Source organism: Arthrobacter sp. UYCu512 (assembly GCF_040547075.1).
GTDB lineage: Bacteria > Actinomycetota > Actinomycetes > Actinomycetales > Micrococcaceae > Arthrobacter.
In genome coordinates this window covers 156,858-169,411 of the sequence record NZ_JBEPPA010000002.1, presented here as the reverse complement: position 1 = coordinate 169,411, position 12,554 = coordinate 156,858, and the positions used below count along the sequence as shown (strand labels likewise).

The following is a 12,554-nucleotide window of genomic DNA, read 5'->3' as shown; positions in this document are numbered from 1 at the left end:
CTGGCGTCACAATTATTGTCTTCCGCCACTCTACAGACTGTTGAACAATCTACGCAAGGAATTGTTGAACAAAAGATCGATTCTCCGGCTGCCCGTGGTCAGCAGGGAGCGTCTCAGCGTTCGAGGGACCTGCTGGGACTCGCCGGGCAGTCTGTGTGCGCCGGTGGCGTGGGCAACTCAGCGTGGGAATCTGCCCGCTTGCGCACTTCCCTGCCGGCGTCGGACGGGCGAACCCCGGGGGGTGCGTGGCACACTGTACTCAGCGTTGCCGAGCGGATCCGGGGGTGACCCGCAGGCAGCAATTTCTTGTGCCGGTGTATTCATCCGGCCTGGCCAGGAAAGGCACCCCTGTGCAGCAACCGGACCACCACGCGCACGACGACGGACCCGCCACTGAGGCAGGCGTCGCGGCCGGCATGACGCGGCATCCTGACGACGCTGAGGTCCGTCCACTGGAACTCTTCTTCGACCTGGTCTACGTCTTTGCCCTTAACCAGATCTCCCACCACCTGCTCGAGCACCGTGACTGGGTGGGAGCCGGGCAGACGGCCATCCTCTTCCTGGCCGTGTTCAGTGTGTGGTCCTTTACCGCCTGGCTGACGTCCTTGACCAACACGGAAAAGAACCCGGTCCGCTGGATGCTGCTGACCACCATGTTCCTGGGCTTTTTTATGAACAGCACCCTCGGTGAGGCCTTCGGTGAGAGCGGCTGGTTGTTTGTCGCCCTCTACCTGCCGCTGCAGATCGGCCGAAACATCTGGGCCCTCCGGCTGGGGCTTGAGAAGACCATGCACGATCATCACGGCCGCATGCTGGTCTGGATCCTCGGAACCACGTTCCTCTGGATTCCGGGCGCCATGGCCGAAGGCGAGCTGAGGCTGGCCCTTTGGGGCGCTGCGGCGTTGATCGACCTCCTGGGATTTGTCTCCGGGCACCCGCTGCCGGGACGGCGGACGGATACGCGGCATTTTCCCTTCGTTGGCGAGCATCTGTTCGAGCGGTGCCGGCTCTTCCTGCTGATCGCCTTCGGCGACACCATCCTGGTAACCGGATCAACCGTGGTCGGCGTCAAACTGGATGTACCTACAGGCCTCGTCACCGGCGTGGCGATCATCGGCACGATCGCGTTGTGGTGGAGCTACTTCCGCCGCTCCGAGGGAGTCACGATGGAAACGCTGAAGAATAGCCCGGACCCTGCCCGGCTGAGCCGCAAGGCCATCTACGCGCTGATGGGCATGGTGGCGGGCCTGATCCTTGCATCCGTCGGCGACGAGATCGCAATTGCGCACCCGCTGGAAACGACGGACGTTTTTACCAACCTGATGATCTTCGGCGGCCCGGCCCTGTTTGTCCTCGCCCAGGGGTGGTACCTGTGGCGGGTCGACGGGGACTTGCCGGCGTCCCGCCCGTTAGCGTTCGTGGCGCTTGCCCTCCTCGCCGCGGCGACGCTGCCGCTGCCGAAAGTCGGCGCGGCGGTCATAAGCGTGCTGGTGCTGATCGCCATGGCCGTCGCCGACAGCATCAAGGCCCACCGCGAAGGCGACCGGGACGAAGTCGCCAACCACTAGGGGCCAACACCGGGCGGGCCGTTGTGCCCTTGTTGCCTTAGGCATCTGCGTGGATGCTGAAAAGATGCTCACGTGTGCCGCCAACGCCCCCGGTTACCGGATATGCCGCGGTTAAGTATCCTGGACCGTTTCCGGCCTGTCGGCGCCCCTGGCCCGGCGGGTCCGGCCGGTGTGCCTGCCGCGGACAACCAGGGTCCCGCCGCTGAACTGGCACCGGTATTCGCAGCACTTGCCGCTGATGTGCTGACGTGTGCGGCCCTGGTGGAGGACGCGCGGGCCGCCGCGGAAAGCGACGTTTCCCAAGCTCGGGTGCAGGCGTCGGCCATCGTCGCCCAGGCGCGGCTGGACGCCGCAGCCGAGCGGGCAAATGCAGCCACGCGGGTGGCCAAGGAAGCAGCGGACCGGGATTCGCAGGCGCTGGAGCAGGCACACCACGAGGCCGCAGCCCTGGAAGAGTCCGGTGCGGCCCGCATCCCCGCCGCCGTCGACCAGGTCATCAACATGCTCCTGGCCCCGCAGCGCGCCGGGCAACAATGAAAGCGGACTGGGTTGCTGCATCCGTGCGGGCACGGTCCATGGCGCAGCGCCGTGTAGGTGCCGGCGCCAGCCGCACGACGGCGGCCCTGCCGACCCTGGACCGGGCGCTGTCCGCGCTGCAGGAGTCAAGCTACGCGGAACGTCTCGGTGCGGCCGCAGGACTCGCCGCTGCCCAGCGGGCCGTCCAGGAGACCGTCCTGTGGCAGTTGCGGGTGCTTGCCGGGTGGCTCCCGGCATCGGGCACAGCACTCGCCCGGGCGGCAGCGGGGGCTTTTGAGATCGAGAACATCACGGCTTTGGCCCACCAGCTCGGCGGTGGAGCAAAGGCGCCGGAGCCGTATCGGCTTGGTGCACTTGCGACCGCATGGCCCCGTGTGCGGTCCGCGGGATCACCGGAGGATCTCGCCATCACCCTGCGCGCGACGGCCTGGGGCGACGTCGGCGCTGCCGGCCAGGGCCCGCTCCGGGACGCCCTGACCGTCGCCTGGCTGCGGCGGCTGGCCGCTGCCGCACCGCCGGCGCAGCCGTGGTGCGGTGCGGCGTGCGTTCTCATCGCGGCCCGGATCCTCACCGTCGACGCCGAATCCCCGGCGCCGCCGGTGCTGCACCTGCTGCACCCCGTGCTCGGCCGCTCGTGGGAAACCGCCAGGACCATCGCCGAGCTTTCATCCGCGCTTCCGCCGCCGCTGCGGACGGTCCTCGAAGGTATTGCATCACCGAAAGAGCTGTGGCGTGCGGAGGCCCGGGCACGCGCGGGGGTGGAGAAGGACGGATTCCGGTTGTTGCACGGTTCCATGCCGGGCCCGGATGTGGTGCTGGGCGCCATCGCTGTGCTGTCCGTGGATGCTTGGCGTGTCCGGGCGGCGCTGGCGGCCGCTGCCGCCGGTGCCGGATCAAGCGAGGTGCTCGATGAGGCAGCGTGAATCGCTGGCCCCGGTCCGGATGGAACGGGTGGCCCTGGTGGTGCCCGAGCAGAACCGGCGCCAAATGCTCGTGGACCTGGCGGCCAGCGCCGTCGTCGAGCTTGACCTCCCGTACACACCGGGCAACGACGCCGACGAACTGGATAAGGCGGCGGCTGCCTTCATCGTCTCCGGGCCTTCGGCGGCGCTCGTAGGCTGGACGCCGCAGCGTGAGATTCCCGCACTGGAAGCCACGCTGGCGCCACTTGGGGCCGCCGTTGTCCCGCTGCCCCGGCCGAGGTGGATCCAGCCACCCACGATGCTCGCCGGCGGGGACCGGAGCCGAGTGTCCCGGACCCTCGTGGACACTTACGGGACGGTTCCCTACGCAGATCTGGACCCTTCGCGCCTCGCCGGCATTGCCTACGTGCTTATGTTCGGGATGATGTTTGGCGATGTGGGACACGGGGCGGTCCTGCTCGCCGTCGGACTCCTGTTGCGAAGTGGCCGGATCAAGAAGCTGGCCAAGCTGCAAAGGACCTGGCTGTTCGTGACCGGCGCCGGCCTGGCCGCCATGGTTTTCGGGGCACTTTACGGGGAGGCGTTCGGTCCCACCGGATTGATACCCGTGCTGTGGCTGGAACCCCTGGCGAATCCGGTGCCGCTCCTAGTGGCCGGACTCGGGGTGGGGGCTTTCCTGCTAGCCGGCGCCTATGCCATCGGAACCATCAACAGGGTCAGGGAGGGTGGCTGGGGCTATGCCCTCTATTCCCGCTCCGGCATCGCGGGTTCCCTGTTGTTCGTTGCCGTCGGACTCCTCGTCTGGGGGCTCGGCACCGGCACCGCGATCCTGACGGCGGCCGCCGTCGTTGTCTCGCTCGCTGCGCTGGTCTTTATCTTCATCGGACTCTTCGTTGAGGCCGGGGGAGGAGCCACTGCCGGCTTCCAGGCCGTGATCGAACTGGTGGATACCGTCATCCGGCTCGGCTCGAACCTTGTCTCCTTCGCCCGTCTGGCAGCCTTCGGACTGACGCACGCTGCGCTGTTGATGGTGGTCTGGAACGGGACGACGGCGTTGTGGGCCCCGGACTGGCGTGCTGCGGCCGCCATTGTGCTGTTCATTGTGGGCAATGCGGTCACCTTTGCCCTTGAGGCCCTGGTGGCAGGCATCCAAGCCCTCCGCCTTGAATACTACGAACTGTTTTCACGCATCTTCCAATCCGAGGGGCGCCCCTTCACGCCGTGGTCCCCGGAACTCACCGCCGCTTCCGGTCCTGGCGACGATTCGTCAAGTGCTCCGTCCGGCCTACCGGCTGAAAGGCAACTCCTGTGAATCTCTGGTTCGGAACCGTTCCTGTTTTTCTCCTCGCGGCCACTGGGGCCATCCTGTGCGTAAGGCGCTGGCGAAAGTCCGCGTTCAAGATCCTCGCCGCACTCAATGTCGTGGTGATGGGAGCATCCCTGGCACTACTGGCCGGCGCGCTGAGCGCTGCGCCCGCAGCCGCGGCAGGCGCAGCGGTCCCGGCCCTCGCCGCAGCAGCCGCCGACACCCCGGCAGGTGCCGGCGGATCAGCCCTGATCGCCGCCGCCATCGCCGTCGCCGGATCCTCGATCGGGGCGGCTTTTGCCGTCGCTTACACCGGATCCGCTGCCCTGGCTGCAATGAGTGAACGCCCGGAAATCTTCGGCCGGGCCATGGTTGTGGTGGGGCTGGCGGAAGGGATCGCCATTTACGGCCTCATCATCGCCATCATCCTTATCGGCAAGGCCTGAGCGGGAGCTGGAACCTTGACCGACATCATTGCCGCGATCGGCGAGCCGACGCTGCTGGACGGATTCCGGCTCGCGGGCGTGAGCGTTTTCTCCGCAGCCACTGCTCAGGAAATCCGTCACGCATGGACGGAGCTGCCCGGCAACACGGCAATCGTTTTCCTCACGCCCCGTTCAGCGCAGGCGCTGCAGCTTCTACTGGCCGATCCCCATTCGCCCATGACAGTGGTGCTGCCCTCATGACCGGGCTCGCAACGGAATCACAGAAGGCGTTGGAACCGGTGCGCCGCGCACTCCGGGCGGCGGCCGAAAAGCAGGCAGCCGAGCTCCGGGACAGTTCCGGCAGGCAAGCAAACGAGCTGCTGGCCGACGCACGGGCCGAAGCCGCGGAAATTCTCGGCGCGGCGGCCAAGGAGGGCGGGGAGTCAGCCCGTTCCGAAGCCGTCCTGCTTTCGGCGAGGGTACGCCGCCAGGCTCATGAACTGGTCCTCGCCCAGCGCAATTCCCTGCGTCTGGAACTCCACCGCGGGCTGCGTGAGGCAGTCCGCGGCCTCACGTCCGACCCCCGGTACACCGGGCTGATGGATCGACTGACGGCCCGGTGCAGGGAGCTGCTGGGCCCGGACGTCGTCGTCTCCACCAGCCCCGACGGGGGCGTCGTTGCCGAAGCGGGCTCGCGCCGACTGGACCTTTCGCTTCCCCTTCTCGCCGAGATGACCCTCGACGCCATGCCTGAGGTGAGTGAGTTGTGGACCAGGTAGCAGCCCGGGCGGAGGGCACGGTGAAGCGTGTCAGCGGTCCGCTGGTGGAGATCGAGGGGGCCGAAGGCCTGTCCATGCTTGAGCTGATCGCCGTCGGGCCCCGGCGCATCAGCGCCGAGACGGTGGCGATAGCCGGGAGCCGGGCAACGCTGCAGGCCTACGAATACACTGGCGGACTCAAAGCCGGCGACGCCGCTGTCCCCACCGGCGGGGAGCTCTCAGGCCTGATGGGTCCGGGCCTGCTCGGCCAGGTGTTTGACGGGTTGATGCGCCCGCTGTCCTCCGCACCGATGTGGCTCACGCCCGAGCGCTCAGGATCCGCTGAAGACCCCACCGTCCTGGCCCGCGAGTGGACCTTCCGGCCGGAGGCGGCTGCCGGGTCGGAAGTCTCTGCCGGCGATGTCCTCGGTACCGTGCCGGAGTCCGGGTCGGTGGTGCACCGTGTGCTGGTTCCGGCCGGAGTCTCCGGGGAGCTCACCTGGCTGGCACCGGAAGGCCAGGTCCACGTGCTGGACAAAGTGGCAGTGATTTCCGGACGCGAGGTAACCCTGTCCGAGCGCTGCGCGGTGCGCCGGCCGCGGCCGTTCCGGTCCCGGCTCACGGCTGCGGTGCCGCTGCATACCGGCCAACGGGTCCTCGACCTGATGTTTCCGGTGGCACGCGGAGCCGCTGCGGCCGTTCCCGGGGGTTTCGGCACGGGCAAGACCATGATGTTGCAGCAGATCGCCAAATGGAGCGATGCCGACGTCATCGTCTACGTGGGCTGTGGGGAGCGCGGCAACGAAATGGCAGACGTCCTCGACGGGCTCTCGCAGCTTGAGGACGGGCGTACCGGGGGGAAACTGATCGACCGGACAGTCATCATTGCAAACACCTCCAATATGCCAATGATGGCGCGGGAGGCCAGTATCTTCACCGGGATCACCGTGGCGGAGTATTACCGCGACATGGGCTACGACGTTGTAGTGATCGCGGATTCGACCTCCCGGTGGGCAGAGGCGCTGCGTGAATTCGCGAACCGCAACGGTGACCTTCCTGCCGAGGAGGGTTACCCGGCCAATCTCGCATCTGAATTAGCGTCCTTCTACGAGCGCGCCGGCCGGGTGACGACACTCGGCGGGAACACGGCATCCGTGACGGTGATCGGCGCCGTTTCGCCGCCGGGCGGCGACATGACGGAACCGGTGACCACGGACTCGCAGCGGTTCGTCCGGTCGCTGTGGATGCTGGACCGTGATCTGGCCTATTCCCGGCACTATCCAGCCGTCAGCTGGACCGGCTCTTTTGCCCGCGACGCGGAAGCCCTCGGCCGCTGGCATGCTGCCAACGGGAGCCCGGGATGGGCCGCCCGCCGGGCCCGGGCTGCAGCGCTGCTGGCCGAGGCGGACCGACTGGCCGAGCTCGCGGAAATCATCGGTGCCTCATCGTTGCCTGGCCATGAACGGATGGTGCTGCTCGGTGGCCGCCTGCTGCGCGACGGCGTCCTGATGCAGAACGCGCTGAGCGCCAACGACGGCTTTTGTTCGGCGGAAAAAGGTGCCGCTTTGCTGGACCTTGTGCTCGTCGTCGTCGACGCCTGCCAGGCACTGGTGGAAAAAGGCGTCGCAGCCACCACCATTGAGGAGGCCGATCTGGGTCCGGTCCTGCGGGCGCGTGAAGAAACAGGGCCCTCGGACGCGGCGGCTGTCAAAGCCCGCAGCGTCGAGGTACTGCAAGCACTGGAGGCCCTGCAGTGACTGACCAGGACGGCCCGATGGCCAACCGCCGGACGGCCGAAGGTGCTGAACCTGTACCGCTCCCGCTATCTTTCGCCGCCCGGATCTCCCACGGGGACGTGCGGGAGCTCCGCGGGCCGCTGCTCGTTGCGGGCGGGATCGAGGGTGTGGGCTGGGACGAATTTGCTACCGTCGACATGGAAGGCGGCGAGCGCCGGCATGGCCTGGTCCTTGAAGTGGATCAGGACCTCGCCACCTTGCAGGTTCTTGAAAGCACCGACGGAATGGCACTGGACGGCATCCGGATCCGCTTTGAGGGCCGTCCGCTGCATATCCAGGTGGGAACGGACTGGCTCGGACGGGTCTGCAACGGACGCGGAGAGCCGCTCGACGGCGGCCCGCCGGTGACGGGCACCGCAACCCTTCCGGTCAGCGGGTGGCCGCTGAACCCGGTCTATCGTGAACCCCCGCAGGAACCGGTGTTGACGGGCATATCGGTCATCGATGGCCTCACGACGCTGGTCAGGGGCCAGAAACTCCCCATCTTCTCCGTCCCGGGCCTGCCACACCTAACGCTGGCGACCCAGATCGCGGCGCAGGCGACCTCCGGCGGGAAGTCGTTCCGGGTGGTGTTCGCCGCCATGGGGCTGACCCATGCGGACATCGCCTATGTCCGGGACCGCCTTGAAGAACGTTCGGCCGGGGGAGAGCTGGTGCTCTTGCTCAACGCCGCGGACGACCCGGTGATCGAACGCATCCTCACTCCGCGGATCGCGTTGACCGTTGCCGAACATCTCGCCTACACCGAGGGCCACGACGTCCTGGTGATCATGTCAGACATGACCAGTTACGCCGAAGCGGTCCGTGAAGTGTCTGCGGCCCGGCGGGAGATCCCGGCACGCCGGGGCTACCCCGGCTACCTCTACAGCGATCTCGCCACCCTGTATGAGCGTTGCGGCCGGGTCAAGGGCCACGACGGTTCGGTGACGATCGTGCCGGTACTGACCATGCCGGCCGGGGACATTACCCACCCCGTGCCGGACCTGACGGGCTATATCACGGAAGGGCAAATTGTCCTTGCCGCCGATATCGCTGCGCGCGGCATCTACCCGCCGGTCGATGTCCTGTCCTCCTTGTCGCGTCTGATGCGCAGCGGGGCGGGCAAGGACCGGACGCGCGAGGACCATCTCGACGTTGCGGCCCAGGTGCTCGCAGCCATGGCCCGGGCCCGGCAGGCCACCGAACTGGCTGAGCTGGTAGGCGCCGCGGCCCTGAGTGAAACCGACCGTAGCTACATCAAGTACCGCACGCTCGTGGAAGAGGGACTCTTCAACCAGGGGCGGGACGAAATCCGCTCCCTGGACGACACCCTCGGCCGGGCGTGGACGGCGCTCGCCGCGCTGCCCGAACAAGAGCTGACCATGGTCTCGACGACGTTCCTGGACCGCTACCTGCCCCGCGGAGACGAACAGCCGTGAGCGGGATGGGGAGGGCCGGCAAGGTCCGGATCGAGCGCCGGTTGGTGACTGCCCGGCACGGCGCGCGCCTGCTGGACCGCAAGCAGCACATCCTCTCCGACGAGCTGGAACGGCTCCAGCTCCGCGCGGAGCTGGCCCGCGGGGAATGGGAACAGCTGGCAACGGAAGCCGCGGCCTGGTTGCGCCGCGCCGCCGCCCTGGACGGAAGCCGTCAACTCGAGGCTGCTGTCCCGTCGGATCCCGCCGAAGTCCGGATGCGGTGGGGCAGTGCGATGGGTGTGATGTATCCGGAAGACCCCCAGTGTTCGCTCCCGGCGGTGGCCCGGTCCGGCGGCAGCTCGGCACTGTCCTACACCGCCGCCGTTCATCGCAGCGCCCTTGAAGCGGGCGTGCGCTACGCCGCGGTCCAACGGGCGGAACTGCTTCTTGCCGCTGAACTTGCCGGTACCCGGACCCGGCAGCGGGCGGTGGAGAACCGCTGGATTCCCCGACTGGAAAATGAGCTGCTGGAAATCCGGCGGCAGCTTGACGCACAGGAGCTGGAAGAAAGCCTCCGCCTGCGCTGGGCCGCTGACCGGGCCTCAAGGAACAGCGGCAGGGCACCGCAGGCTTCGGCCAGGGAGGAGGAACCATGAGCAATGTGATCCTGGTGGCAGTGAATGATTCCCGTGCTGCCTTCCGGGCGGCCGAAGTCGCCGTCGACTACGCGCGCCGGCTCGGCGCAGGCCTGAGCGTGGTCACCGTCCGGGAACCTGGGGCGCTGGACCGGCACCCCGGGAGCATTGATCCGGCGGCCCTGGCCAAACACGCTGACCTGGCAGCCGAAGCGGCGCTCAGCCACGTGGCCGCACTGGCCGCTGCGGCAGAGGTGGCGGTGGCCTTCAAGCAGCGCTCCGGCAAGGTAGCAGCGGAAATCCTGGCCGAGGCCCGGGAGATCGGCGCAGCCTTGATCGTCGTCGCCCTGGTGGACCGTCCCGGAAGCGCAGCCCCCTATATCGGCAGCCACACCCTTCGGCTTCTTGAGTTTTCCCGTGTCCCGGTGCTGGTGGTCCCGCTGCACCGGGGAACCTGATCTTCCGGGAACCTACCCTGGCGTGGGGGGAGCGTTCGGCGTGACCCGTTCGAATTGCTTGGCGACCAGGACGTCGGTCGAGGAATGCGCCAGGATGGACAGGACAATGACGAGCGCCACCAGATGGAATACCTCATCGGCGTATTCCCCGCCGGCTTCGAGGACCAGCAACCCGTACACCACCGAGGCGAAGCCCTTCGGGCCAAACCACATTGCCGAGAGCTGTTCCTTGGCCGGCAGCCCGGTGCCCAGGAACGAGACCAGCAGGGCAAGAGGACGGGCCACGACAATTGCCAGGACCGCGAAGATCCACCCGGTCCAGGCAATTTCGCCGAACAGGAATGTTGGGGTGATCAGCGCACCGAAGACCAGGATGGCGGCGAGTTTCAGCAGCTCTGAGACGAGCTCGCCGAACTGCTCAAATTCTGCACGGAAGCCAGGTCCTGCGGTTGCCACGGTGATACCGGCGGAGAAGGCGGCCAGGAAGAGGTTGGCCCCGGACACCAGGCAGATGGCGAGTACGAGCAGTCCGATCGATACCGCTACCAGCGGCTGAAGACCCTTGGTCGCTTTGAGGAAGGGCAGCCGTTCCAGCCGGATGACAATCAGGGGCACCAGGACGCCGACCACCAGTCCCAGGACGATCTCCTCGGCCAGGAGTCCCAGCTCAAGGTCCCCGCCGCCGCCGAGCGCAACGAGCACCAGAACGATCGGCAGGGCCAGGCCGTCATTGAGGCCCGACTCGACATTGAGCAGGTGGCGCAAGCGGCCAGGGACTTCGGCGCGGCCCACAATGGCGGCCGCAAACACCGGATCGGTCGGTGCCAGCACCGCGCCCAGCAGGAAACTTTCCAGCCAGGGGATCCCGGCCACAAAATGGGCCAGCAGGGCCGTAATGAGGAGCGTCAGTGGAAGCCCCAGAAGCAGCGCCCGGCCCGGCAGACGCCACGCAGACCGCAGGTCCGAGAGCCCCACCTTCATGCCGTCGGTAAACAACACAGAAAACAGGGCAAGCTGGGCAAGGACTCCGACGACCGGATCCCCGGGCGCTACCGGAAGGACCCCCAGCATGCCCGCGCCCAAAGCGAACCCGCCCAAAAGAAACAATACCGCCGTGGAAAGAATCGTCCGGCTGGCCCGTTCCGAGATGAGAACCGCCAGGAGCAGGAGGACCGCAAAAACCAGCGTCAGCGTCGCAACCATGGCATTCCCTCCGGCGACAGCCACAGTTCGGCTTGATCGCATATTGTGCTGTCCTTGGGCTTTTATCCTAGGCGCGCGGACGGCCATTAGACTCGCATCATGAGGGACACTACGGAGAAACAGCCCCGCACGGCTTCCGTTTCACGCGTTCGGGCGCGGATCTACACGATCCGCGCAGCCTTTCGTTCCCGGCTCTGGCCCCTGCCGGTCGTTGCGGTAGCGCTGGCCGTCACGCTGGGCGTTGGACTGCCGATACTCGATGACCTTGTGGATCAGCAGCTGCCTGAAGTGTTGCAGAGGTACCTTTTCAGCGGCGGGCCGGAAGCCGCCCGGGCAGTCCTGCAGTCGATTTCGGGCTCCCTCATTACGGTCACCTCCTTGACCTTTTCCCTCACGGTCGTGACGCTGCAGTTGGCCAGCAGCCAGTTTTCGCCCCGGCTGCTGCGCACGTTCACCAGTGACAGTTTTGTGCACGGGACCCTGGCGTTGTTCCTGGGAACGTTCTCGTATTCGCTGACGGTGCTGCGGACTGTCCGCAGCAGCACCTCCACCGGGAGCGAATTCGTCCCGGATATCGCCGTCACGGTGGCTTTTCTGCTGGCCATCGCGAGCGTTGTGGGTCTAGTGCTGTTCCTCGCGCACCTGACCCGTGAGATCCGCGTCGAGTCGATGATGCGCAATGTCCACACGGCAACCTCGGCCACCATTCGGCGCGTCATTCCGCAGTATCAGGCACCGGGAGCCACGGACGCACCGCCCAGCGTCGGCGCGGCCACCGCCGTTGGCGTAGCGGAAAACCCGCGGGGTCAACGGATTATGTCCTCGTCCTCGGGTTTTCTATCTACCGTCGACGCTGCAGGCCTGGCTGCGGCCGCCCGGAAGTCCGGGGCAGTCATCCGGCTCGATCAGCGACCCGGGGCTTCCCTTATTGCCGGCGTTCCGTTCGCCACGGTCTGGGCTTCGGCCGGTAGGGCGTTTTCGTCCGCGGAGTTGGAGGAGCTCACGGCGAAGATCGGTGCCGAGGTGACGATCGGCTTTGAACGCACCGACGACCAGGATCCCGCCTTTGGTTTCCGCCAGCTGGCCGATGTCGCGGCCCGGGCACTGTCTCCCGGGACCAACGATCCGACGACGGCGGTCCACGTCATCGGACACTTGTCCAGCCTGTTGTGCGAACTGGTGGGGCGCGACCTTAGTGACGAGCGGATGACAGACTCTGACGGCACGGTCCGGGTCATCCTGGCCCGGCCCCGGTTTTACGAATTTTTGTCCATTGCCGTATCGCAAATCCGCCACTACGGCCTTCAGGACGCTGCGGTTGGAAGCAGGCTCCTGGCACTGTTCGAAGAGGTCGCCTGGTGTGACCGGCGAGGGGCTGCGCTGGAGGCACTGCACAGCGGGCTGGGCGAGGTGCGCGAAAGTATGGAGTTGCACAGCTATACAAGCGCGGAAAAACGCATGCTGGTGGACAAGTATGAGCACGTCAGGACGGCCGTGTCCGGCGGAGACCCGTTGCGCTGATGACGGCCGGCATCGTGCCGCAGGATA

13 protein-coding genes are annotated in these 12,554 nt (G+C 66.9%); 12 read left to right on the top strand and 1 reads right to left on the bottom strand.

Annotation, left to right across the window (positions count from 1 at the left end; genetic code table 11):
• Positions 1-350 precede the first annotated feature (350 nt).
• The 11 genes from ABIB49_RS03355 (at position 351) to ABIB49_RS03305 (ending at position 9,803) form a co-directional block, all read left to right on the top strand.
• Positions 351-1,568, top strand: coding sequence for a low temperature requirement protein A (locus ABIB49_RS03355; protein WP_354156687.1), 1,218 nt, complete (start codon positions 351-353; stop codon positions 1,566-1,568).
• 102 nt (positions 1,569-1,670) lie between these two features.
• Positions 1,671-2,105, top strand: a complete 435-nt coding sequence (locus tag ABIB49_RS03350) for a hypothetical protein (RefSeq protein WP_282467993.1) — start codon at positions 1,671-1,673, stop codon at positions 2,103-2,105.
• Between the two features lie 38 nt (positions 2,106-2,143).
• Complete coding sequence (locus tag ABIB49_RS03345) at positions 2,144-3,028, top strand: hypothetical protein (protein ID WP_354156686.1); 885 nt, start codon at positions 2,144-2,146, stop codon at positions 3,026-3,028.
• Entirely contained in the window at positions 3,015-4,340 is a 1,326-nt protein-coding gene (locus tag ABIB49_RS03340; protein ID WP_354156685.1) for a V-type ATPase 116kDa subunit family protein, read from the top strand. The genes ABIB49_RS03345 and ABIB49_RS03340 overlap by 14 nt, the downstream gene beginning before the upstream one ends.
• On the top strand, positions 4,337-4,780 hold the full coding sequence (locus tag ABIB49_RS03335; protein WP_354156684.1) for an ATP synthase subunit C: 444 nt from the start codon (positions 4,337-4,339) through the stop codon (positions 4,778-4,780). Before ABIB49_RS03340 ends, ABIB49_RS03335 begins: the two co-directional genes overlap by 4 nt.
• Before the next feature lie 15 nt (positions 4,781-4,795).
• Entirely contained in the window at positions 4,796-5,020 is a 225-nt protein-coding gene (locus ABIB49_RS03330) for a V-type ATP synthase subunit F (protein WP_226774525.1), read from the top strand.
• Complete coding sequence (locus tag ABIB49_RS03325; protein ID WP_354156683.1) at positions 5,017-5,538, top strand: F0F1 ATP synthase subunit B family protein; 522 nt, start codon at positions 5,017-5,019, stop codon at positions 5,536-5,538. The genes ABIB49_RS03330 and ABIB49_RS03325 overlap by 4 nt, the downstream gene beginning before the upstream one ends.
• Complete coding sequence (locus ABIB49_RS03320) at positions 5,526-7,274, top strand: V-type ATP synthase subunit A (protein WP_283479529.1); 1,749 nt, start codon at positions 5,526-5,528, stop codon at positions 7,272-7,274. Before ABIB49_RS03325 ends, ABIB49_RS03320 begins: the two co-directional genes overlap by 13 nt.
• Positions 7,271-8,731: a V-type ATP synthase subunit B gene (locus ABIB49_RS03315; RefSeq protein WP_282360226.1), complete on the top strand. Its 1,461-nt coding sequence runs from the start codon at positions 7,271-7,273 to the stop codon at positions 8,729-8,731. The genes ABIB49_RS03320 and ABIB49_RS03315 overlap by 4 nt, the downstream gene beginning before the upstream one ends.
• Positions 8,732-8,736: 5 nt before the next feature.
• Positions 8,737-9,366 (top strand): V-type ATP synthase subunit D, encoded by a 630-nt coding sequence (locus ABIB49_RS03310; protein WP_283479732.1) that lies wholly within the window; start codon positions 8,737-8,739, stop codon positions 9,364-9,366.
• Positions 9,363-9,803 (top strand): universal stress protein, encoded by a 441-nt coding sequence (locus ABIB49_RS03305; RefSeq protein WP_283479531.1) that lies wholly within the window; start codon positions 9,363-9,365, stop codon positions 9,801-9,803. The genes ABIB49_RS03310 and ABIB49_RS03305 overlap by 4 nt, the downstream gene beginning before the upstream one ends.
• Positions 9,804-9,815: 12 nt before the next feature.
• Here the strand turns inward: ABIB49_RS03305 and ABIB49_RS03300 are convergent, their stop codons facing one another.
• Entirely contained in the window at positions 9,816-11,048 is a 1,233-nt protein-coding gene (locus ABIB49_RS03300; protein ID WP_354156682.1) for a cation:proton antiporter domain-containing protein, read from the bottom strand.
• Between the two features lie 57 nt (positions 11,049-11,105).
• On the opposite strand from ABIB49_RS03300, the gene ABIB49_RS03295 reads away from it, so the two are divergent.
• Positions 11,106-12,527: a DUF2254 domain-containing protein gene (locus ABIB49_RS03295; RefSeq protein WP_354156681.1), complete on the top strand. Its 1,422-nt coding sequence runs from the start codon at positions 11,106-11,108 to the stop codon at positions 12,525-12,527.
• The last annotated feature ends 27 nt before the right edge of the window (positions 12,528-12,554 follow it).

What these genes read in the sequence shown, in the direction of transcription:
- ABIB49_RS03345 (WP_354156686.1), top strand. Translation starts at nt 2,144, where the DNA reads ATGGCGCAGCGCCGTGTAGGTGCCGGCGCCAGCCGCACGACGGCGGCC.
- ABIB49_RS03300 (WP_354156682.1), bottom strand. Translation starts at nt 11,048, where the DNA reads ATGCGATCAAGCCGAACTGTGGCTGTCGCCGGAGGGAATGCCATGGTT.
- ABIB49_RS03325 (WP_354156683.1), top strand. Translation starts at nt 5,017, where the DNA reads ATGACCGGGCTCGCAACGGAATCACAGAAGGCGTTGGAACCGGTGCGC.
- ABIB49_RS03295 (WP_354156681.1), top strand. Translation starts at nt 11,106, where the DNA reads ATGAGGGACACTACGGAGAAACAGCCCCGCACGGCTTCCGTTTCACGC.
- ABIB49_RS03340 (WP_354156685.1), top strand. Translation starts at nt 3,015, where the DNA reads ATGAGGCAGCGTGAATCGCTGGCCCCGGTCCGGATGGAACGGGTGGCC.
- ABIB49_RS03350 (WP_282467993.1), top strand. Translation starts at nt 1,671, where the DNA reads ATGCCGCGGTTAAGTATCCTGGACCGTTTCCGGCCTGTCGGCGCCCCT.
- ABIB49_RS03305 (WP_283479531.1), top strand. Translation starts at nt 9,363, where the DNA reads ATGAGCAATGTGATCCTGGTGGCAGTGAATGATTCCCGTGCTGCCTTC.
- ABIB49_RS03310 (WP_283479732.1), top strand. Translation starts at nt 8,737, where the DNA reads ATGGGGAGGGCCGGCAAGGTCCGGATCGAGCGCCGGTTGGTGACTGCC.